The organism is Brevibacterium sp. AGC70 (assembly GCF_057334195.1).
Genome location: NZ_JBHFIH010000013.1, coordinates 137,315 through 158,931, shown reverse-complemented (window position 1 = coordinate 158,931; position 21,617 = coordinate 137,315). Strand labels below are relative to the sequence as shown.

The window sequence follows — 21,617 nt, the reverse complement described above, 5'->3', positions numbered from 1 at the left end:
CCCGATGAGGAGTACGAAACGGAGCCTCAGAAGAGGGCGCGACTCGAGGCAGCAGTGCGGAAGTATCGTGCCACGCTGCGCAATGAGGCAGAGGCCGACAACGGAGGCTTCAGCGCCGACTACTACCGGTCACAGAAACCCCCACACTGGTGATGGGCGGCAGTGAGATGCCTCCTTGAGAGGTGCCTCGTCGTGAGGTGCCGAACCTGAGAAGCAGCGAACAGTTGCGATTCATCAAGACGAGGGCCCGCTTCCCCAATGGGGAAACGGGCCCTCGTGGCGCTCGCATCAATCAGTGGCGCGGGGGCTCTGTCGATTCGGTATCGTCGAACGGACCGGCCGTGCTGGCAGGACCTTCCGCAGGGCCACCGACGGTTGTGGCCGCCTGGGTCCGGAGGATTTCGCGAATGTCGCCGAGCAGATCCTCGGTGGTCGGAGGAACGTCTTCCTCAGGAGCTCCGCGCTTGCGCAGCTCGTTGAGTTTGTTCATCGGGACGATGATGATGAAGTAGACGACGGCGGCGACGATCAGGAAGTTGATCGCTGCAGTGATCACAGCGCCCAGGTCAATGGTCGTCTCCGGAACGCCTTCCTTGATGCGGAAGGCCAGCGCAGGGCCTTCCGCGCCGCCGACGGCAGCGATCAGCGGGTTGATGACCTTATCGGAGAAAGCCGTCACGATTCCAGTGAATGCGCCGCCGATGATCACCGCGGTTGCGAGTTCGACGACATTCCCTTGGAGAATGAAGTCTCTGAAGCCTTTAAGCATTAGAGGGGCACCCTTTCGGAGTGTATGTAAATAATAATGGGGAGTGAAATACTTCTACTACGAGTACATGATACACACAGGTAACTCAACTACACCCCGAGGACATGCGCGCCATCTGTCGCTGCAAATCCCAGTTAGCCCGGCTCGGGACAATCCAGTTAGCCCGGCTGGGGACAATCCAGTTAGCCCGGCTGGGGACAATCCAGTTAGCTCGACTAGGGACAAATCCCAGTTAGCCCGGCTCGCGGCAAATCCCAGTTAGCCCGACTCGGGACAATCCAATTGGCTGAGCTGGGGATATCCCGGTCGGCCGGGCCGGAGGGTCCCCGTGAAGTCAGCGGTGGGTCAGTGCGGAAGGATCGCGAAGCTGATCGGCATCCCGGCAAATTCTGCGACGCGTTCGGCTTCATCCGAGGACAGAATCACTGAGACAAGCTGCCCTGTTTCAGCGGAAATGCCGTCAGCCTTGTCGACCAATCGGGCAATCGTCACTTCCTTCACGACGACATCAGAGCCTCCGTCGGGGAGTGAGCTGAATAGGCGGATGCGCTGCCCTGGCTGTAGAAGTGCCGCCGAAGAATCATCGGCCAAGCGCACAGGCATGAGGAGGTCAGTGCTGCCCTCCGGCAGTGCCTGCCGATCGAGGACCGCCGACTGCGTCAATGGCGAACCCTTGGATAGGCCCGCCGAGGTGCGCTTGTGATCGGCGTCCGAGACAGAGGTGAAAGCCTTGTCCGGGACGAGTTGCGAGGGAAATTCGACAATTGTCAGATCTTGCGATCGCAGTTCAGATCCCGGCGGCAGATTTCTGGTGGCAACGACGATGGACGTTCCGCCCTGATCCGGAGTGAGGATCCAGACCGCAAGAGCACACGCACAGGCGATGCAGACGGCGGCGACTATCCGCTGTGGTTTGATCCGTGTGGACTTCGACCAGGTCGATGCTCTGGCTCTGAGGCGCCGCAAGATTCCCATACCCGGAGCCTGGTTGTGCGCAGAGGCTCAGATCAAGGGGACAGGCAAGGCCTGTGGACAGCCGTTGTGTGTCCACAGGTGAATCGCACATGAGTCATCGGTCATTCCACAGCGATGGCGCGCACGGGTCGACAGAGCGCGGATGCGGTGAGGAAGGCCGACGGGGTCAGCTGGCGGAAGCGCTGCTCGCCGCCGGAACGCTCTTGGCCGGTGAGCCGGATGTCGAGGAGGACGAGTCCGAGGAGCTCGACGATTCCTTCGACGAGCCCGATGAGTTGGGCGAACTCGAAGAGTCGGAGTTCGAGGAAGAGGGGACTGTGCTCGAATTGCTTGCGCGGGAGTCAGTGGCGTAGAAGCCCGACCCCTTGAAGCTGATCCCCACGGTGCCGAAGACCTTCTTCAGGCGTCCCTGGCACTCGGGGCAGACTGTGAGCGAGTCATCGCTGAAATCTTGATGAATATCAAAAGCGTGACCACAGCTCTTGCAGGCGTAGGAGTAAACGGGCATTCGAGACCTTTCTTCGACGAGAAGATTATAGTCCACCGGACTCGCCCGTGAGTAACGCATGGGGTGAGAGGCTCGAGTAGTCGCCGTCTCATCCACAGGACCGTACGCGCGAGTCGGCTGCTGTGGCCCCGATCTGAGAACGGCCCAAAGCTTGAGAGCGGGCGTGGTCGCATCGCAATCGATGCTTGCATCCGGCACTGTCTCGGTTTCGTCGAAGGACCGAATCAGTCGAAGGAGTGAACACCGTGATCGGTCACGGCACGAGTGATCTGCAGGTCCCAGGATTCCACGGTGAGCTCTGGGAGACCGAGTTCGCTCGAGAAGCAGACTCCGTAGACCAAGCTTGCGTGTTCCCTGCCTATCAGGGGCACTTCGCCGCGCGGGCCGAACGTGCGGTCATAGAAACCGCCGCCGTTTCCCAAGCGGGCACCGCCGGTCCCGAACCCGAGGGCAGGCACGAACACGAGGTCAGGGGCCACCTCGGCGGACATGAGATCTGCGGCGGTCAACACAGGTGAGGGTTCTCGAATGCCCCACCTTCCGCGAGCGTGGAGCGTGGCCATGGACTCGGTGACGGTACCGAACATGAGGGCATGACCGACGGCGGTGACGACAGGGAGGTAGACGGTTCCACCGCGGGCGAGGAAGCGATCGATGACCGGATCCAGGTCGGGCTCGCCGGTCAAGGCGGCATAGGCGAGCACCGATTGGCCTGTCAGGTCCAGGTTCGGCCACAGGTTTTCGACGATCTGCCAGGCAGACTCAGCGACCGACGACTCACCCTGGACGACCGACGATTTCGGCTCTGTCATCGACGATTCAACGCCCGCCGCAACTTGAGCCGCGCGTTCGGAACGGATGTGTGCACGCAATTGCGCCTTTGAAGTTTCTGCATCCACACTGATAAGCCTAAGCGCTGCCACATCCTTTGGTTAAGATGAGCGACATGAGTGATGAACCGCAACGCACTGTGCGCAAGGCCGTGATCCCTGTGGCCGGACTTGGTACCCGCTTCCTCCCCGCCACAAAGGCGACTCCCAAGGAGATGCTGCCCGTCGTCGATAAACCGGCCATCCAATACGTCGTCGAAGAGGCAGCCGATGCCGGCCTGCAGGACCTCCTCATGATCACGGGTCGCAACAAGCGACCTCTGGAGGACCATTTCGACCGCGTCGACGGACTCGAAGCCGCACTGGCGAAGAAAGGCGACACAAAGAAGCTCGCCGCTGTTCGTCACGCGTCCGAACTCGCCGACATCCATTACGTCCGCCAGGGTGACCCGAAGGGTCTGGGCCACGCCGTGCTCAAGGGCCGCCAGCACGTGGGCCAGGAACCGTTCGCGGTTCTGCTCGGCGATGACCTCATCGACGAACGCAGCCCGATTCTGCCGAAGATGATCGACGTTGCCGAGAAGACCGGCGGCAGCGTCGTCGCGCTCATGGAAGTTCCTCCTGAGGCGATCCACCTCTACGGCTGCGCCGCAGTCGAACCCACCTCCGATGACGAAGTCGTCAAGGTCACCGGCCTGGTCGAGAAGCCAGAGCGGAGCGAAGCCCCATCGAATCTTGCGATCATCGGCCGCTACGTCCTCGCACCGGAGATCTTCGACGTCCTCGAGACCACTGAACCGGGCCGCGGCAATGAAATCCAGCTCACCGACGCCCTCCAGGTCCTCGCTCGACAGGAGGACGGCAACGGGGTCTACGGAGTCGTCTTCAAGGGCGCTCGCTACGACACCGGTGACAAGCTCGACTACCTCAAGGCCGTCGTGCAGATCGCCAGCGCCCGCGAGGACCTGGGCGCTGACCTCAACAGTTGGCTCAAGGAATACGTGGCAACACTTCCCTGACCGTCTTCAGCGTCACTGCACCCCAGCATCACCGCGCCCCAGCATCGCTGCACCGATGCAACAGCGGACATTACTGATTGAGCACCCGAGAGCGGAGGCAGCCGTTTGTGGCCAGTCATCCTGACTGATCAGCAGTCCGACATCGTGCTGCGCCCGTTGAATCGGCGCGACGAAAGTCAGTGGCGAGAGGTCCGTCGGCACAACCGGAATTGGCTGCGTCCCTGGGATGCGACGCTGCCGATCCCTGGCCAGCAGCTTCCGGGGTTTCGAAGCATGGTCCGCATGTACGACAAGCAGGCCAAACGGGGACAGTCGGTGCCGCTGGCGATCGAAGTCGGCGGTGAATTCCGCGGCCAACTCACCGTGTCGAGCATCAGCTGGGGATCCATCCTCAGCGGCCAGATCGGCTACTGGATCGATTCGAGAGTTGCCGGCCGCGGCATCACTCCCATCGCCGTTGCCATGGCTGCCGACCACTGCCTCTTCGCGTTGGGGCTGCACCGGATTGAGATCAACATCCGACCCGAGAATACGGCCAGCCTGCGCGTGGTCGAGAAGCTCGGCTTCCGCGATGAGGGGCTGCGTGAGAAGTACATGCACATCGACGGCCGATGGTGTGACCACCGGACGTTCGCCCTGGTCGCCGAGGAGGTTCCGCAGGGAATTCTCGCCGCCTACCGTCACAGCCTGAGAAAGCTGTGAACTTAGCACCTGTTTGACCGACACACCACATCCCTTCACGTCGTTGCCGAACCGGGCACTCTAGGGTTGCAGTGTGGACACCAGCATCATCGTCGTTATCGCCATCATCGTGGTATTCGTCGTTGTCGTGCCCACAATGATCCGCAAGTCAGCGACGGAGCTCTCCCGCGTCGAGATCGACACCGTCCCTGATCAGGCCCAGGTCATCGACGCCGACCCCCAGATCCCTGGCCACGACCACACCGAACGCGCAAGAGTCTTCCACTCCTCGGCCACCATCGAACCAACCGTCCCACGACCCGACGTCGACGAGCTGGCGGGCACACCGAAGCTCAGCCTCTCCGCACAGGCGCCGGAGTTCGCCGTCATCGACGGACACGCAGACTCGAGTTCGACCATAGACACAGAATCCACCACCGCCGAGGCGGACGAGCAGCACCAGCGCAGCCTCCTTCCCGTGGCCGTCGGTGAAACCAGCTCCACCTACCTCGACAGCCACCGCGGCTACGAGGCATCCGCCTCGGCGACGACCGATAACGTTCGGATGTTGCACCCGGCAGTGCACGCCGTGTTCAATCAGTCGCAGCAGGGTTCGAACGGCCCCAGCACGAACGGGCAGGCTTCGACGGCGAGCAGAGGCTCCGAAACCGCCAGCCACCTCGGCGAGCGTTCCGGGACGGTTCCGATCCGGCCGGGGCGGATCCAGCCGCGATCGCCGCAGAGCCGATCCGATGAAGCTGTCACCACAGACAGACCAGAGACAAGCAGACGAGGTACACAGATTCCCAATCCGACTTTCGGAGCCGATGAGGACCATTCGATGACTGAGAAAGCAACGACACTGCGCGAGTCGATGAAATCGCTGGGCACCATGACGCGGGGATTCGGACTGCTCTTCCTCGCCTCCACCCTGGGGATTCTGGTGACGGGCGTGCTTGCGATGTTCTCGGTCGTCCATGTCGCACTGACCGGAGTGTTCCTCGGACTCGCGATCGTCTCCCTGGCCATCGTGCGCACACTCAACCTGCGCAAACGGGAGATCAAGACTCGCCTCCGGGAGCTCGAAAGCCGGAACCCCAAGACCAAGCGCACCGCCCCGAATAAGAGCACGACGCAGTCGACAAGCGCGGCTGCGAAACCAGCCGCCACCTCAACGCCTGCTGCCCCGAACTCAGCCGCATCGAAGGCACCGAATTCAGCCGCATCGAAGGCCCCGCACTCGGCCGCTTCGAAGGCCCCGAACACCAAGCCAAGTGAGGCCCGGTCGGCAGGATCGACGAAGGCTGCTCAGGCGCGTGCCGTCATGCAGCGCAACGTAAGCGCAAAGCAGAGCAAAGAAGAGGCCGACACCGGCGAGATTCCGCTCGTGCGCATTCGCAACGAAGCTGCAGAAGGACACACCACCCGTCAGGTGCTGCTCACCGGACCGATCCCAATCGTCGAAGAAGCAGCGCCCCACGCCGCAGAAGCACAGGGTGAAGGGGCAGTTGCCGCAGGTTCTGACTCTGTGTCGAAGCCGGCTGCACCCGAGTCGGCATCCGTGATCAAGGCAGACGATTCCGCACCGACCGCGGCTTCGACCCGCGAAGCGCAATCGGCTGCAGAAACGGAGTCCTCGCCGCACAATGAGTCTGTTGCCGAGAGCGATTCCGCCCAGGAATCCGAAGTCGTCGCGACCGCGTCGAGCGTCGACACCGTCGAGGTCAGCGATCCGTTCATGCAGCGACTGCAGACACGTGCTGCATGGTCACCGACGCCGCTGCCGGTCCCCAGCTACGTCGATGCCCCACAGATTGAGCATCCGGTCCCCGAAGCGAAGGCAGCTGATGCGTCGTCCTACTCGTCGTATGAGACCAAGGCCCGCAGCCGTGAGGACATCGCGGCTCAGTTCGCCGCCGAACTCGGCTACCGTCCCGAGCTCAGCGACTCGGCTCGTGACGACAGTCCGCTGGAGCACGGTCGCAAGGCGATCAGGACGAACAAAGCTCCCGAGATGGGCGCCGTCGACGACGTGCTCGCCCGACGCCGCGCCTGACTTCGCAGGCAATTGCGCCTGACTTAGCAGGCAACTGCGCCTGACTTCGCAGGCAACTGCGCTGCGCAGATAACCGTACTTCGCAGATTCAGTCGGTGTCGAAGAGGGACCAGCAGATGGAGTTGCGTCGCCTCTGATCCGCAAGGACGAGTTGGCGGATCTGCCTGGGCAGTCGTTCCCTCTGCCAGTCGCGTTCAGCCTGCCCCGCGCCTGGATCCTCGGGACTCGCGCTGCGTACGGCTTTGATGGCATAAGCGGCAGCACCAAGATCGTGTTCGGCGACATGACCGACGCAGGCGGCCTGTCCTGCCGAATAGGCTGCGAACCGAGCTGCGCCGCGCAGGGGACGGGCAGCTCCCATGGCGTGTCCTCCTGAGGCGCGCGCCTGCATCATCTTCACGGTGCCGTCAGCCCAAGCGCGGGCCGCAGCCACGGCATCACGGACTCGTGTGTCCTCCGGAGCCTCGCGCTCGAAGAGGTGCAGGACATGTTCGGCGCAGTCGGCCGCCCACAGAGCCAGAAGTCGATGATCAGCATCGGTCAATGTGCCGCCGCGTCGAATCGTCACCATCGTCGGGTCGCGGACCTCGGGCAGAATCATGGATGCTTCGCTTTCGCAGTCGACTGGCTGCGAAGCCGCTCATCGAGTTCGTACATGAGGTAGTTGATCCGATCGGTACGGTCACTGATTCGGCTCGACTTCTCGCTGATCTGGCTCGACGTGGCGCCGATCTGCGGAAAGCGTCGAAGGACATCTCTGAGCTGCGCATCGGCAGGCGACGCGAAACGTTCAAGATGGTGACTCAAGTCTGCGACCCTATCTGGGCTGTCGATGTCGACGGCGCGGATCTCGCTCGTGATCTATGCTCACGCTGTCTGATTGTAGCTGCGACGGTCGGGTTGCCGGTCTCGTCAGACACCCACTCACAGACAATGCGCATGCCATGCACTGATGCACGACATGCGCATTGTCTGTGCGCGGGTATTGCGCGGGATCAGGCGCGAGGCAGGGCTACGTACTTGATCTCGAGGAACTCCTCGATGCCCACGCTTCCGCCCTCACGGCCGAGGCCCGACTTCTTCACACCGCCGAAGGGCGCGGCCGGGTTGGAGACCAAGCCGGTGTTGAGACCGACCATGCCGACCTGCATCTTGTCGGCCAGGTTCAGAGCGCGCTCGACGTTCTCACTGAACAGGTAGCCGGCAAGACCGAACTCGGTCTCGTTGGCCAGAGCGATGCCCTCCTCATCGGTTTCGAAGGTGACGATGGGTGCGACGGGTCCGAAGATCTCGGTGGTGCGGATCTCGGAGTCCAGCGGCACTTCGGTCATGACGGTCGGGCTGTAGAAGAAGCCCTTGCCTTCGATCTTCGACCCGCCGGTGAGGACCTTCGCGCCCTTGGACACAGCATCATCGACGAGGCCGGCGACCTTGTCCAGGGAATCCTGATCGACAAGCGGGCCCACCTCGGTGCCTTCGTCGAGGCCGTTGCCGACCTCCATCGAACCGATGCGCTCAGTCAGCTTCGTCGAGAACTCCTCAGCGACGGAGGAATGGACGAACAGACGATTCGCCGAGGTGCAGGCCTCGCCGCCGTTGCGCATCTTCGCCTGGACCGCACCGGTGACGGCTTTGTCGATGTCGGCGTCCTCGCAGACGACGAACGGAGCGTTGCCGCCGAGCTCCATCGACGTCTTCATGACATTGTCGGCGGCCTGTTTGAGCAGGCCCACGCCCACCTCGGTGGAGCCGGTGAAGGTGACCTTGCGGGCGATTCCGGACTCCATCCACGGGGTGACCACGCGACGAGCGGATTCGGAGGTGACGACGTTGAGTACACCGGCGGGCAGGCCAGCCTCGATGAGCACGTCGACGAGCATGAGGGAGGTCAGCGGGGTCAGCTTCGCAGGCTTGAACACCATGGTGCAGCCGGCGGCGATGGCTGGGCCGATCTTGCGGGTGCCCATGGCCAGCGGGAAGTTCCACGGGGTGATGAGGATACAGGGCCCGACGGGTTCGCGGGAGACCATGACGCGGGTCTTGCCATCGGTGGACTGAGTGTATTGGCCGCCGACGCGCACGGCTTCCTCGGAGAACCAGCGGAAGAATTCCGCCCCATAGGTGACCTCGCCCTTGGACTCGGCGAAGGGCTTGCCCATCTCGGCGGTCATGACCGCCGCGATGTCGTCGGCACGTTCGATGAGGAGTTCGAAGGCACGGCGGAGGATCTCAGCGCGTTCGCGCGGCGGGGTGGCGGCCCATGATTCCTGGGTGTCACCGGCGACCTTGATGGCCTCTTCGGCATCGGCTGCCGAGCCGTCTGCGACCGTGGTGATGAGGTCACCGGTCGCGGGGTTCGCAACGTCGATGGTCTTTCCGCCCTCGGCATCGCGCCACTGACCATTGATGAACAGTCCGGTGTTGAGCTTGTCGATGATCGGCGTGATGTCCACGACAGATCCTCCTTCGGTTGTCGATGAAGCATGGCCGCCGCTCGCCGGTAGCCACGGTAGGGAGCAGTCGTGATCAGTGTAGTGGTGATATTCGATGCGGGCTATACGGAATTCGTTGTCAGAGACTCTCAGGATTGCGAGCTTCGAGGCACAGCCGACAGCGAAGCATGGACGAGAGCACTGGTCGCCACCAGGAGTCTGTTGTGCATCGTGATCCCGCGAACCACCTCGACGCAGATCCGATCTCTGCTCAGACTGTCGGTGATCGGTGTGGTGTTCCTGGCCGCGATCTCTGTCAATGCCTGAATGTGGCGGAGGATCGTGTCGCGCCCGACGGGATAACCTGAGGCGCTCAATTCCTCGAGCACGCCTGCCATCGATTCCACGGCGGTTGGCGAGATGTCCGGCCAGCCAAGTTCTCGCAGAATGTCACGGATATCGTTCTCGATAGTTTTCGGCGCCGGTTCCACTGCCGTTGCAGGTTGAGGTTCAGGCTCAGGTTCAGGCTCGGAATGCGAGGATGAGCCGGCTGTGGACTTCAGGACATTGCTCGCCTCCAGGGCAAGCCTCTGGCAGATGCCCATCAGTTCGATGTTCTCCAAGGACTCGTCATCGATGGCTCTAGCCAGTGCGGCGATGGACTCGATGGGGGAGCCGAGCTCCCGGCGCAGGCAGGTGATGAGGCCGAGGCGGTCGACGTGAGCTTGGGAGTAGTCGGCCGTGGTCGCGTTGCGCTTGAGGCCGGGAAGGAGGACGCCGACGTGGATGTAGTACTTGATGCTGGCGGTCGAGACTCCGGATTCTCGGGCCAGGGCACTGAGTTTCATGCGGGTCCCCAATCGGCAGAAGCAGCAGCGTGGCGGCACCTGGCTTGGATAGCAATTCGGGTTCCGCTATCTACGTTGCCGCCCTTGGTTAGTGAAACTATCTTAGGTCTATGACGACGATGTTCATAGCAATCCACGCTCTTGCCGCCTCTGGCGTTGTGCTCTTGGCCCCTGTCCAGATCATCCGGCGGACCAAGGACCGTCGGCACAGATGGATCGGGCGATCATGGGTCATCCTCATGTACCTCGTGTGTGTGAGCGGAATGTTCATCTACACCCTCAGTGGAAGCTTCACAATCTTCCACGCGCTCGCGATCTTCACCTTCGGGACCACGACCCTCGGAGTCATTGCGATCCGGCGAGGAGACATCCGCAGGCACATCGGGATGATGGTCGGATCATGGCTCGGCGCGCTGACGGCGGGCGCCTTCGCTGCGATCATTCCGGGCAGGGAGATACCGCAGCTGGCGGTAGACGATCCAGGTCTGCTGTGGGGAGCCGTTGCAGCAATCGTCATCGCCGCTACGGTCTGGGTCGGCTACGTTCTCAAATGTGTGCCAGCTCAGGCACGCAGCTCGTCGAATTCGGGATTCTTGCGGAAGAACTCCATGACATAGGAGCATGTCGTACGGAACTTCAGGTCCGCCTCGGCGCTGGTCTCGAGGGCGAAGCGGACCAGATGTGCGGCGATGCCGCGGCCACCATAGGCAGGGGACACCTCGGTGTGGGTGAACGTCCGCACGCCAGATTCGGACGAGTCATCCGGACTGGCCGCGCGGTCGATGTAGTCGAGGTGTCCGATGACCTTGTCGTCGTGGCTCACCGTGAAGCGAGACGCCGCGATGTCCTGGGCAAAGGTGTACGTCTCGTCCGAGATCTCGAGGTCCATGAACACTCCTTAAGGTGAAGGCGTCGGTCATCCCCATGCCAGCACGTGGATGAGTCAGTCCTGATAAATGAAACTATAGTTGGGTTCCCCACCGAGCGACTAACCTATTGAGCAACCCGTTCTTTCGGCCGTGCACGGCGACGGTCAGACATCCTCAAGGAGCCGACCTATGTCCTCTTACGCACCCGCCACCATGGTCGATGCTCACAAGCTGATCCTGCACGAAACAGGCTTCGAAGTCAGCGAACTCAGCCTCGACGACATCGACGACTACGTTGAACTCGTTGCGTCCGCCTACCGTGGAGAGCCTTCGAAGCAGGGGTGGACGACCGAGGCGGATCTGCTCAGCGGTCAGCGACTCGACGCCGATATGGCCCGCGAGATGCTCGCCGAGCCCGATGCGTCGATGATCCTCGTCCGGTCCGCCGAAGGGCAGGCTGTCGGCAGCGTCTACCTGCGCGAACCCGTCGACGGAATCGCCTACCTCGGCGTGCTCGCGGTCTCCCCGTTGGGGCAGGGGCAAGGCGTGGGGTCGGCACTGATGAACCTCGCCGAGGCTTGGGTGATCGAACGCTGGAACGCTCACTCCCTGCGAATGAGCGTCATCAACAAGCGCGCCGAGCTCATCGCCTACTACGAGCGCCGCGGCTACGAACGAACCGGAGAGGTCGAACCCTTCCCCTACGGAGACGACCGGTTCGGTGTGCCGCTCGTCGACGACCTCGAATTCGTCGTTCTGGTCAAGCCGCTGAGCTGAGAGACACCAGCGCAGCGACAGATGCAGATGGTGCCCAGCGAATTTCGCTGGGCACCATCTACATCGTGGGAACCGTGCTGAGAACAGTCACTGTGGTCCGGGCGACTCAGCGGCCCGGACCCCAGCCTCAGAAGAACATTGCCGGGACGACGAGACCGCCGACGAGGACGATGGGGCCGATGATGACCATCGACATGCCGAACTTCACAAGGATGCGCGTGAGTCGTGCCTTGTGATCCTGTGGAGCCGTGGCCACGACCGTGGCACCCAGCGTCGAGAACGGTGAGACGTCGACGACGGCCGAACACACGCCCAGGGCCGCGATGAGCGCCCAGCCGGGGACTCCGCCGGCGGCGATGAGGGGCAGCGCCAGCGGCACGAGTGCAGCGAGGATGCCGGTCGTCGATGCGAACGCTGAGACCAGACCGCCGACGATGCAGAGGACGAAGGCTGCGATGAGCGGCGAACCGATGGCCTCGGCGCCCTCACCGAGCAGGTCCACAGCACCCATCGTCTCCAGTACGCCGACGAAGGTGATGATGCCGCCGACGAGGAGAACGGTCGACCAGTCGATCTTGGGCAGCGCGGCCTTACCGGTCTTGGGATCGGCGAGCGAGAGGATCGCACCGAAGAAGAAGCACAGCAGACCGATATCGGGTTCCTTGCCGAAGGCGGCCAGGACGACGACCGAACCGATGAGTCCGACCATGAGGACGACGGTGAGGATCTGCACGAAGGAGAAGGGACCCGATTCGGAACTCGCCGAGGTGCTGGATGAGTCGAAGAGCGCTTCGTCCTCCTCGTCCTCACCGAAGGCCACCTTCGTCGCGGAGGCGGATCCGCGGGAGATCGTCGAACCGGAGTGCGCGGATCCGGCTGCGGCCATGGCGGACTTACGCCCGAAGAGCGTGCGACCGAACATGAAGTAGGCGACGGCGAGCATCACGAGGTAGACGACGACGGCGATACCGAAGAGAAGGAACGGCGACAGATCGATTCCCGCATCATGGGCGGTGCTGTAGGTGACGATGCCATAGAGGCTGGTCGGAGCGAATCCGCCGGCGCCGATGGCGAAGCAGATCGCCAAGCCCATCAGCGCATAGTCGACCCCGTACTTGCGGGCTACCTGCATACCCACCGGCATCATCACGAGACCGGCCAGGGGTGCACCCATTGAAGCGATGCCGGCTGTGATGACGAAGAAGACGATCGGGAGGAGGACGGCAGAGGACCCGACCTTCTCCAGCGCCCAGTCGATGATCTTGTCGACGGTCCCGTTCTCCTGCGCAATTGCGAAGAAGTAGGTGACCCCGGCCAGCAGGATCATGATGGAGAGCGGGAACTCGGCGATGATGTCGTCGACGGTCATGTCTGTCAGGAACAGGCCGGTTCCGGCGGCGCCGACGAGCATGAGCACGCCGATCTGCACACCGCGGATCGCGCCGATTGCGAACAGAGCGATGAAGATCGACAACGCAATGATTTGAAGGAGCATGATTTCCCCATTTAGGCTGAAATTTCGCTGAGCGAAACTGAATGACTCGCTGAGCGACACTACCAGCTCAGTCGCGACAGTCGCGGTTACCACCAGGGGGAAGGCGGCAATTTCCCAAATATCGGAACGTGAACGTGGAGTGCTGAGATCAGCCCATGACGTTTCCGCTTGTCCCAGCCGGAGACCTCAGGCGAGAGAAGGTACCCAGGTTCAGTTCTCCTCCTGTGTGCTGAAGAGCAATCCGGACCGGGTCACGGTCGTGGTCATGACCGCGCTCGACGGCGTCGATGAGTTCTGCCATGGCCTCGCCGACCATCGGAGCATTCTTGAACTGGTTGCCGCTGGTCCCGATCGCCTGATAGAAGCCGTCCGCCTCGGAACGGTCGTAGATGGGAGTCCAATCGGCGGACGCATCGTAGACGCCGACAACTCCACGGGCCCGGTTCGGGATCGTGATGTCGTTGAAGCGTTTGGCCGCTCGCAGAGCCTGCGTCTCGAACTGCTCGGGACGAACACTCATCGAAACAGTGTCGGGGTCCTCGACCCACTCCAGCTCATCGCACTCTGGTTCCGAGCCTCCGATGAGCAGCTGACCGCCCACCTCGGCGCGCATATAGGTGCCGATGCCGGCATCGAGGAGTGCAGGAATCGGAGTGCCGTCGCTGCGGATGACGGTCGATTCCGCCGGCAGAGTATGGACTTCTTGGCGCAGGGGAGTCAGTGTGACTCCGTGGTCGGATCCGACATCGGCGAGCTCGTTGAACCGCGATGACCAGGGCCCGGCCGCATTGACCACGACGTCGGAGTCGAGAACCCGACCGTCGGAGAGGTTGAGCGTCCACGCCGCGCTTGGCTGACCGGTGACGCTGTCTTTGAGGCGGATGCCGGAGTCACTGTGGTGCACGCCGATGACTTCGGCGTTATAGAGGAACTGGGCGCCGTGTCGTTTCGCAGCGCGAGCGAAGTTCTCCGTTGCCAGTACAGGATCGGAGATGTACCCACCATCCGGCGTGTACAGTGCCGTCGCTGCCTCGTCGCTGTCGTCGAGGAACGCCGGATCATCGGGGCGCACGGGTGGATAGTGATTCGAGGTATCGACGCCGGGCAGCTCCCGGGCGAGGTCGGCCGCGTCCCAGTCTGCGTAGGGGATCGAGAGATCCACGAAGTCTGTGCGGATGGTGCTCGGGAGCAGCCCGGGTATGTCGATGACGGCCATGCCGGTGCGGATGAAGTCCGCGACTGGCTCTGATTCCGGTGCCTGAACATGGTCGCGCAGGTTCTCCCAGAGGTGCTTCGACTCCCAGGCCATGGCAATGGAGTCCCGCAGCGAATAGGTGAAGCGAACGATCGCGCTGGTGGCCCCGGTAGAGCCCTGCGCCGGGCCGGATTTCTTGTCGACGACGGTGACCGCGTATCCGCGTCTGGCCAAGGCGAACGCGATCGATGCTCCCATCACGCCACTGCCGACGACTATCGCGTTCTCACTCATTGCAGCACCCTTTGCCTGAATCATGGTTCGACTTCGCAATCATCGTAACCAGAACGGGTCGTCCGCAGAAGGAGCTTCCAGCATGTGTGCATTGAGCCCGGTACTCAAGGTGGCGTTCGTCGTTCAGATCGGCATCAAGAGCTCGGCTCGGCTCAGTGAACAGCCCGGAGCTCAGGTCAGCAGCAGGGCACCGCCGAGCCCGATCACGGCGACGATGAGAGTCGTCGTCGCTGCCAGGCCGATCGGACCGGCGCCGAGGTTGCGCAGCGAACGCCATTGGACCCCGCGGCCGAGGGCGAACATCGCCATGGCCAGGCACACGGTCTGGATCCAGCCCAGACCGGAGACCGCGAAGTTCGGCAACAGGCCGAAGGTGCGCAGGCCAGCCATGAGGAGGAATCCGAGGACGAACAGCGGCACGATGGGCGGACGCTTCGTCGCGGGTGCCGAGGATCCGGCGGTCGACGAAGATGTCGACGACGACTGAGGGGCCACCTCGGCGGGGGAATGAGACGATGCCTCGTTTCGTGACATCGCGGCGGAGGAAGCCATCGCTGCCCGCTCGCGACTCTCCTTGCGGCGCATCACCATGCTGAGCACGGCGACGGTCGGGGCGAGCATGATGACGCGGGAGAGCTTGACGAGGACCGCAACCTGCAGGGCCGCGGGACCGATGATGCCGCCGATCGCGACGACCTGCGCGACCTCGTGCGTGGACGCCCCACCCCACATCCCGGCGGTGTCCTGGGCCAACCCGAAGGCGACACTCAGCGAGGGGATCACAGCGATCATCAACGTGCCGAAGAGGACCACGAGACCGATCGCCGCGGCCACGTCCTCCTTCTTCGCCTTCAGCGTCGACTCGATCCCGGCGACCGCGGCGGCTCCGCAGATGCCGAACCCGCAGCCGATGAGCAGCGCGAGATTCGAATCGACGCGGAACGGACGCGCCAGCAGAAGACCGGAGACGATGCCGACTGCGACGACGACCGCGGCGAGGATGAGGACCAGCCAGCCGAGATCGAGGATATCGCCGAGCACGACCTGCGCGCCGAGGGCCACAATGCCCAGACGCAGGAGGGGTTTGGCCGCGAAGTCGAGACCGGGACGGAAGATCTGCGGCAATTCGGGGAGCACATTTCCGACGATGATTCCCAAGACGATGGCGATGAGCAGCGGGGAGAGGACGGGAGCCACCATCGAGACGGGCCACGCGATGGCTGTGGCTGCTGCGGCGGCTCCCAAGCCTGGGAGGAGGCGGACGATGCGGTTCATGAGTTCAGTCTGTCAATCGGTTTGGGTTTTCGGTAGACGGCATTGTTCGACCGACCCATATGGCGCTGATATGGCAGAATTGGGGCATGCGAGACCTCAGTAGAATGCAGGACTGGCCCGAGCTTCCGGCTCTGGGGCTGCTGGTGACGCTGAGCGCGAGCGCCCAGTCCATCGGGCAGGCCGCCGCGGCGATGGGCCTTGCCCAGCCGAATGCCTCGCGCAGTCTGCGCAATCTCGAACGGGACCTCAAGGTGCCGCTGCTGAGGCGCTCGCCGCAGGGCACCCAGCTCACCGCCGAAGGCCACGCCGTTGCCCAGTGGGCCTCGAAGGTCATCGACGCCTATGCCGATCTCAACGCTGGCACTCGAGCCATCCAGGACGCGCGGGCCGGTACTGTGCGCGTGTCCGCCTCGCTGACCGTGGCCGAATACCTGCTGCCCCGGTACTTGACGACGTTCACGTCGACTCACCCCGACATCGATGTGGGCCTGGCGGTCGAAAACTCCTCCGCAGTCATCGCCTCCGTGCGAGAGCAGCGCTGCGACCTCGGCCTCATCGAGTCCGTATCCCTGCCCCAGGATTTCCCCGCCGAGGTGGTCGGCCATGACCGTCTCATGATCGCCGCCGCACCCGCCTTCGCCGATGCCTGGACTGCTCCGATCGCCGCCGAGGCGCTGGCCGAAGTTCCGCTGCTGGTCAGGGAGGTCGGTTCGGGAACGAGAGAAGTTCTCGACGCCGCGTTGGCGCAGTTCGGCGGGGCACATGTGGCGGGGGAGTACGGGTCGAACTCGGCGCTGAAGATCGCAGCGGCCACCGGCATCGCACCGGTCGTGCTCTCTGAGCTGGCCCTGCGCGATGATTTCCGTGCCCAACGCCTAGTGCCGCTGCCGGTGCAGGCCGAAGTCGCCCTCGAACGCGAGCTGCACGCGGTGTGGTCACCCAGGCGACGACTTTCCGCCGGAGCCAGAGCACTGCTCGAGCACATGATGCGCGTGCATGGCTGAGACATCACTGCTACGACTGAGGCGTCACTGCCACGACTGAGACATCGGTGCGGAGCGGTCGGCACTCGGCATATATTGGGACGATGACCTCACGAGATTTCTCCCACGCGCCAGAAACCGTCCTCGTTGAAGCGGGTCGTCCGCACCGTTCGAACGGTTCGTCGGTGAACCCTCCCATCGAACTGTCCTCTACCTTCGTCGGCAGCGGAGAGATCGACCATTCCGACCATGTCTACGGGCGATTCTCGACTCCGGCCTGGACCCCGTTCGAAGAGGCACTGGCCGAACTCGAACATGCCGAACTGCCCGGACTGGTCTTCGGATCGGGTCTGGCGGCGATCGCCGCTGCGCTCAGCCTGGTCCCACGTGGCGGTACTCTGATCATGCCCCAGCACTGCTACCAGGGGTCGCTGGAGTCCGCGGGTGAGGTCGCCGAGCGCAGCGGATTCGACTTCGTCACCGTCGACATCGCCGACACCGCGGCCGTCGTCAGCGCACTCGATGACGTTGCTGCCGCCTCGGCGGTGCTGTGGATCGAATCTCCGACCAATCCGATGCTCGAAGTCGCTGACACGCCCGCACTCATCTCCGCTGCGCGCGATCGCGGCATCCTGACCGTTGTCGACAACACCTTCGCGACTCCGCTCCTGCAGACGCCGCTTGATCTGGGCGCGGACGTCGTCGTCCACTCCGTCACAAAGTACCTCGCCGGGCACTCGGATGTCGTCCTCGGTGCGGCGCTGACCAGTAACGAAGACCTTCACAAGCGGCTTCATAGTGAACGCTCACTGCGCGGAGCCATCGCCGGACCATTCGAGGTCTGGCTGGCGCTGCGGGGCCTGCGGACACTGTCGGTGCGCATGGAACGAGCCCAGGCCAATGCGGCGTTGATCGCCGAACGGCTGAGCTCGCACCCCAACGTCGTCGAGACCCGTTACCCGGGTCTGCCCGGCGACCCCGGGCATGAGCGTGCATCAGCGCAGATGTCGGGTTTCGGTGCGGTGGTCGCCTTCTGCACGGAGACCGCGCAGCAGGCCACCGCCGTCGCCGAGGCAGTCCGGGTGTGGACGCCGGCCACCTCCCTGGGTGGAGTGGAATCCCTCATCGAACGCCGTCGGCGCAATGCCTCGGAACCGGAGTCGGTCCCCGAGGGGCTGCTGCGTCTGAGCGTGGGCATTGAGCACGCCGACGACTTGTGGAACGACCTCGACGCGGCCATCCGTGCTGCCCACGGCGCCTGATGACAGAGCCGTTCGTGCTTGACCGCCCGGGGCTTCAGGACCTGGACGAGGTGTTCGAGATCTACAGCGACCCCCGCGTGTGGGCACATTTTCCCAGCGGCCGGATGATCAGGCGGGAGGAGGCCGAGGCGTACCTGCTGACCCGCATCGCTGATTGGGAGATCGACGGGCTCGGATCATGGATCGTCCGTGAGTCGGAGGACGGCCCGGTGCTGGGGATGTGCGGCTGCGGCGTCAGGCGCATGCCCTTGGCTGATGAGTGGAATCCGGATCGGATCGAGGCCTATTGGAACCTGGGGTACCGCTTCCGCCCCGAGGCCCAGGGCCGCGGCTATGCCAGTGAGATCTCTCGTCTGGCCGTTGCTCGGGCCCAGGAGCTCAAGCCTGAACTGCCTGTCATTGCCTACCTCCTCGAGCACAATGCGGCCTCACAGAAAGTGGTCGAGAAGGTCGGTCTGAGTCTGCAGCATCGAGCTCCCGACACGGGCAATCCCGATCCGCAGGCGATGCGCCTGGTCTACGCAGACCGGCCCCTGACCGGGACCCAGCTGGCGGCTGCGCTGATCTGAGGGGGCCGTGGCTCAAGGGGTCTGATCGCACTGGGGGTCGGCGGCTGAGACGTGTGACTGAGACGTGTGACCCAGATCAACTTATCGTGCGTTAAAGTTGGGGTGAAAGATCAGACATCCAGCGCCAACTAAGAGGAGTCGCTTTGACCTCGAGTGTTCTCACCGACCTGCGAGATGGGGTCGTGACTGTCACGATCAATCGTCCCGAAAGCCTCAACGCGCTGACCAGGGAGACCCTTGAGGGGGTCGGGGAATCCGTCGCCGAGGCGGCCACCACGGCCCGCGCGCTCATCATCACCGGCAATGACCGGTCCTTCAGCTCAGGTGCCGACCTGCAGGGGTCCGTGCAAGGGGGAGGGCTCGGACTTGATCGGGCCAATGCCATCATCCGATCGCTCATCGATCTGCCGATTCCGACCATCGCCGCGGTGTCCGGCCCGGCCGCGGGAATCGGCTGCTCCCTGGCCCTGGCCTGCGATTACACCGTGATGAGCGAAGAGTCCTATCTGATGCTGGCCTTCACCAAAATCGGGCTCATGCCCGACGGCGGGGCAACAGCACTCGTGGCAGCCTCGGCGGGCCGGCATCGAGCCATGAAGATGGCCCTGACAGCTCAGAAGGTGTGGGCGAAGGAGGCCGCGGATTGGGGCCTGGCCAGCCTGGTCACTCCGGCAGGCGAGCACCTGAGCCAGGCGCAGGAGATTGCGGCGCAGTGGGCTCAGGGCGCACCCCTGGCCTTCGCGGCCTCGAAAGAAGCCATCAACGCAGCGACACTGACCGAACTCGACGATTCATTCGATCGGGAGCTCAAAGGACAGACGGACCTGCGGGAAAGTAAGGACTTCGCTGAAGGTGTCGCCGCATTCATTGAGAAGCGCGGACCGAACTTCAGCGGGGAATAGCCGACGGGCCCGAAACTCGACGCCCACACGTTTCTAATTGGTAACGTTGCGGCGAAAGTTGTGAGCGGAATCACTTGCCAGGATAGTCTGACGATGAAAATAGTCCGGATATCTGCACGGCACCTCCACCCCAGCACGACCACCATGACCAAAGGAGTCTCATGCTTACAGGCATTCCATCCACTCTCGGTGACAGTTACCAGCTCAACACCACCACACTGATCCGCCATGCAGCGACCTTCTTCGGCGAATCAGAGGTCGTCTACCGCCGCTCGGACGGGTCCTGGGGCCGCTCCGACTACGCCGATGAGTACAAGCGGATGGCCCAGCTGGCACATGGTTTGGATGAACTCGGCGTGGGCGCAGGCTCCATGGTCGGCGTCATCGACTGGAACTCCCGCCGGCACCTCGAGCTGTACTTCTCGGTCCCCGGCGTGGCCGCAACGATGCTCCAGCTCAATCTGCGACTGGCCCCCGAGGACCTCGCCTACGTGGTCAGCCACTCGAAGTCCGACTGGATCTTCGTTGACGAATCACTCCTCCACGTCGCCGAGGCACTCGCCCCGAAGCTCGACGTCAAGGGCTGGGTCGTCATGACCGACAAGCCGGCATCCGAGATCGAGACTACCCTGGACAATGTCGTCTTCTACGAAGACCTCATCGCCGACAAGCCTGAGACCTACGACTGGCCCGTCGTCGACGAGAAGACCGCCGCCTACGCCGGCTACACGACCGGAACCACTGGTCGACCCAAAGGCGTCTACTACTCCCACCGCTCGATCTACCTGCACACGATGGGCGGACTGGCAGCGCTGCAGGCGACCTTCGACGACTGCGTCATGCCGATCACCCCTATGTTCCACGTCCTCTCCTGGGGCTTCCCGCAGAATGCAGTGGCGGCAGGCGCCAAGCTCGTCCTGCCCGGCAAGTTCGCGGCCGAAGAATTCGGCGCCATCGGCCAGGCCTTCATCGAAGAGAAGGTGACCCTGGCCAACGGTGCGCCGGCGATCTTCACCCCGATGCTGGCGATGATGAAGAACATGCCCCAGCCGCCTGACCTGAGCGGGGTCCGCCTCGTCTCCGGATCCTCCGAACCGCCGCTGTCGATGATGCGCGGGTTCAAGGAGATCACCGGCGCGGAGGTGATCCACGGGTACGGTGCCACCGAAACCACTCCGCTGGCCACCACGAACTGGCGCATCAAGTCCGGCATGAACCTCAGCGAAGAGGAGAAGTGGGACCTCAAGCGCTACCAGGGTCTGCCGATCATCGGCGTCGATCTCAAGATCGTCGACCCGACGGGTCAGGAGATGCCTCGCGACGGGAAATCTGTGGGCGAGATCGTCATGCGCGGCCCGTGGATCACTGAGTCCTACTACCAGCTGCCCGACAATGCGGACCGGTTCATCGACGGCTGGTGGCGCTCAGGAGACGTCGGTGTCATCGATGCCCACGGCTACCTCAAGATCACCGACCGGCTCAAAGACGTCATCAAGTCCGGCGGCGAGTGGATCTCCTCGATCGATATGGAAAACGCGATCCTCGACAGCCCCAACGTCAAGGAAGCAGCCGTCATCGGCGTCCCTGATGAGAAGTGGGATGAGCGTCCAGTGGCCTATGTCGTGGCCGATGACGGCGCCGAGGTGACCCGTGAGTCCATCATCGAAACGCTGAGCGAGCGCTTCGCCAAGTGGCAGATGCCAGACGAAGTCAACGTCGTTGAGGAGATGCCTCGCACCTCGGTCGGCAAGCTCGACAAGAAGCTGCTGCGCAAGAACTGGGAAGAGAAGTAGGGCTCTCAGACCTGTGACATGAAGGCCAACCTATGGGCTGAGAGCTCGATACAACGGCGGAGCGCCGAGGCACCTGTGTACGCAC

22 protein-coding genes and 1 pseudogene are annotated in these 21,617 nt (G+C 63.2%); 11 read left to right on the top strand and 12 right to left on the bottom strand.

The genetic code is table 11. The features are described from left to right. Positions 1 to 292: 292 nt before the first annotated feature. Positions 293 to 769, bottom strand: coding sequence for a large conductance mechanosensitive channel protein MscL (gene mscL / locus ACE03M_RS09585; RefSeq protein WP_143920541.1), 477 nt, complete (start codon positions 767 to 769; stop codon positions 293 to 295). A gap of 345 nt (positions 770 to 1,114) precedes the next feature. After that, positions 1,115 to 1,744, bottom strand: coding sequence for an SAF domain-containing protein (locus ACE03M_RS09580; RefSeq protein ID WP_485933772.1), 630 nt, complete (start codon positions 1,742 to 1,744; stop codon positions 1,115 to 1,117). Between the two features lie 89 nt (positions 1,745 to 1,833). On the opposite strand from ACE03M_RS09580, the gene ACE03M_RS09575 reads away from it, so the two are divergent. Then, positions 1,834 to 2,097 (top strand): hypothetical protein, encoded by a 264-nt coding sequence (locus ACE03M_RS09575; RefSeq protein WP_485933875.1) that lies wholly within the window; start codon positions 1,834 to 1,836, stop codon positions 2,095 to 2,097. Between the two features lie 14 nt (positions 2,098 to 2,111). Here ACE03M_RS09575 and ACE03M_RS09570 read toward each other — a convergent pair. Next, positions 2,112 to 2,252, bottom strand: a pseudogene (locus ACE03M_RS09570) (FmdB family zinc ribbon protein); the annotation flags it as partial. Positions 2,253 to 2,476: 224 nt separating this feature from the next. Next, the gene (locus tag ACE03M_RS09565) at positions 2,477 to 3,064 is read right to left on the bottom strand and encodes a 5-formyltetrahydrofolate cyclo-ligase (protein WP_485933771.1); all 588 of its coding nucleotides are present in this window, start codon (positions 3,062 to 3,064) and stop codon (positions 2,477 to 2,479) included. 134 nt (positions 3,065 to 3,198) lie between these two features. On the opposite strand from ACE03M_RS09565, the gene galU reads away from it, so the two are divergent. The 3 genes from galU to ACE03M_RS09550 all read left to right on the top strand — a co-directional run bounded on the left by galU (position 3,199) and on the right by ACE03M_RS09550 (position 6,838). Continuing rightward, positions 3,199 to 4,101: a UTP--glucose-1-phosphate uridylyltransferase GalU gene (gene galU, locus ACE03M_RS09560; protein WP_485933770.1), complete on the top strand. Its 903-nt coding sequence runs from the start codon at positions 3,199 to 3,201 to the stop codon at positions 4,099 to 4,101. Between the two features lie 105 nt (positions 4,102 to 4,206). Continuing rightward, on the top strand, positions 4,207 to 4,803 hold the full coding sequence (locus ACE03M_RS09555) for a GNAT family N-acetyltransferase (protein ID WP_143920537.1): 597 nt from the start codon (positions 4,207 to 4,209) through the stop codon (positions 4,801 to 4,803). A gap of 73 nt (positions 4,804 to 4,876) precedes the next feature. Next, positions 4,877 to 6,838 (top strand): hypothetical protein, encoded by a 1,962-nt coding sequence (locus ACE03M_RS09550; protein ID WP_485933769.1) that lies wholly within the window; start codon positions 4,877 to 4,879, stop codon positions 6,836 to 6,838. An 88-nt stretch (positions 6,839 to 6,926) separates the two neighbouring features. On the opposite strand, the gene ACE03M_RS09545 is transcribed toward ACE03M_RS09550, so the two are convergent. From ACE03M_RS09545 to ACE03M_RS09530, 4 genes are all read right to left on the bottom strand, one after another. After that, positions 6,927 to 7,439, bottom strand: coding sequence for a putative immunity protein (locus ACE03M_RS09545; RefSeq protein ID WP_485933768.1), 513 nt, complete (start codon positions 7,437 to 7,439; stop codon positions 6,927 to 6,929). Then, positions 7,436 to 7,645: a hypothetical protein gene (locus ACE03M_RS09540; protein ID WP_485933767.1), complete on the bottom strand. Its 210-nt coding sequence runs from the start codon at positions 7,643 to 7,645 to the stop codon at positions 7,436 to 7,438. The genes ACE03M_RS09545 and ACE03M_RS09540 overlap by 4 nt, the downstream gene beginning before the upstream one ends. 188 nt (positions 7,646 to 7,833) lie before the next feature. Next, positions 7,834 to 9,291, bottom strand: coding sequence for an NAD-dependent succinate-semialdehyde dehydrogenase (locus ACE03M_RS09535; protein WP_485933766.1), 1,458 nt, complete (start codon positions 9,289 to 9,291; stop codon positions 7,834 to 7,836). A gap of 128 nt (positions 9,292 to 9,419) precedes the next feature. Next, the gene (locus ACE03M_RS09530; RefSeq protein WP_485933765.1) at positions 9,420 to 10,118 is read right to left on the bottom strand and encodes a MerR family transcriptional regulator; all 699 of its coding nucleotides are present in this window, start codon (positions 10,116 to 10,118) and stop codon (positions 9,420 to 9,422) included. Positions 10,119 to 10,228: 110 nt separating this feature from the next. Here ACE03M_RS09530 and ACE03M_RS09525 point away from each other — a divergent pair, with 110 nt between their 5' ends. Further along, positions 10,229 to 10,735, top strand: a complete 507-nt coding sequence (locus tag ACE03M_RS09525) for a DUF2306 domain-containing protein (RefSeq protein ID WP_485933764.1) — start codon at positions 10,229 to 10,231, stop codon at positions 10,733 to 10,735. On the opposite strand, the gene ACE03M_RS09520 is transcribed toward ACE03M_RS09525, so the two are convergent. Continuing rightward, complete coding sequence (locus ACE03M_RS09520) at positions 10,681 to 11,007, bottom strand: GNAT family N-acetyltransferase (RefSeq protein ID WP_143920529.1); 327 nt, start codon at positions 11,005 to 11,007, stop codon at positions 10,681 to 10,683. The two genes, ACE03M_RS09525 and ACE03M_RS09520, sit on opposite strands and share 55 nt — an antisense overlap. Positions 11,008 to 11,176: 169 nt before the next feature. Here ACE03M_RS09520 and ACE03M_RS09515 point away from each other — a divergent pair, with 169 nt between their 5' ends. After that, positions 11,177 to 11,764, top strand: coding sequence for a GNAT family N-acetyltransferase (locus ACE03M_RS09515; protein WP_143920528.1), 588 nt, complete (start codon positions 11,177 to 11,179; stop codon positions 11,762 to 11,764). A gap of 127 nt (positions 11,765 to 11,891) precedes the next feature. Here the strand turns inward: ACE03M_RS09515 and ACE03M_RS09510 are convergent, their stop codons facing one another. The 3 genes from ACE03M_RS09510 to ACE03M_RS09500 form a co-directional block, all read right to left on the bottom strand. Further along, entirely contained in the window at positions 11,892 to 13,259 is a 1,368-nt protein-coding gene (locus ACE03M_RS09510; RefSeq protein ID WP_143920527.1) for an SLC13 family permease, read from the bottom strand. Positions 13,260 to 13,407: 148 nt separating this feature from the next. After that, positions 13,408 to 14,748 (bottom strand): NAD(P)/FAD-dependent oxidoreductase, encoded by a 1,341-nt coding sequence (locus ACE03M_RS09505; RefSeq protein WP_485933762.1) that lies wholly within the window; start codon positions 14,746 to 14,748, stop codon positions 13,408 to 13,410. Positions 14,749 to 14,919: 171 nt separating this feature from the next. Beyond that, positions 14,920 to 16,023, bottom strand: coding sequence for a YeiH family protein (locus ACE03M_RS09500; protein ID WP_485933761.1), 1,104 nt, complete (start codon positions 16,021 to 16,023; stop codon positions 14,920 to 14,922). Between the two features lie 86 nt (positions 16,024 to 16,109). Between ACE03M_RS09500 and ACE03M_RS09495 the strand changes: the two genes are divergently transcribed. The 5 genes from ACE03M_RS09495 to ACE03M_RS09475 all read left to right on the top strand — a co-directional run bounded on the left by ACE03M_RS09495 (position 16,110) and on the right by ACE03M_RS09475 (position 21,532). Then, the gene (locus ACE03M_RS09495; RefSeq protein ID WP_485933760.1) at positions 16,110 to 17,027 is read left to right on the top strand and encodes a LysR substrate-binding domain-containing protein; all 918 of its coding nucleotides are present in this window, start codon (positions 16,110 to 16,112) and stop codon (positions 17,025 to 17,027) included. Between the two features lie 83 nt (positions 17,028 to 17,110). Then, positions 17,111 to 18,268 carry a trans-sulfuration enzyme family protein gene (locus ACE03M_RS09490; RefSeq protein WP_485933759.1) on the top strand — a complete coding sequence of 386 codons (1,158 nt, stop codon included), beginning with the start codon at positions 17,111 to 17,113 and terminating at the stop codon, positions 18,266 to 18,268. Then, positions 18,268 to 18,837: a GNAT family N-acetyltransferase gene (locus ACE03M_RS09485; RefSeq protein ID WP_485933758.1), complete on the top strand. Its 570-nt coding sequence runs from the start codon at positions 18,268 to 18,270 to the stop codon at positions 18,835 to 18,837. The genes ACE03M_RS09490 and ACE03M_RS09485 overlap by 1 nt, the downstream gene beginning before the upstream one ends. A 143-nt stretch (positions 18,838 to 18,980) precedes the next feature. Then, positions 18,981 to 19,739, top strand: coding sequence for an enoyl-CoA hydratase (locus ACE03M_RS09480; RefSeq protein WP_485933757.1), 759 nt, complete (start codon positions 18,981 to 18,983; stop codon positions 19,737 to 19,739). A 161-nt stretch (positions 19,740 to 19,900) separates the two neighbouring features. Further along, positions 19,901 to 21,532, top strand: a complete 1,632-nt coding sequence (locus ACE03M_RS09475) for a long-chain-fatty-acid--CoA ligase (protein WP_143920520.1) — start codon at positions 19,901 to 19,903, stop codon at positions 21,530 to 21,532. Positions 21,533 to 21,617 lie beyond the last annotated feature (85 nt).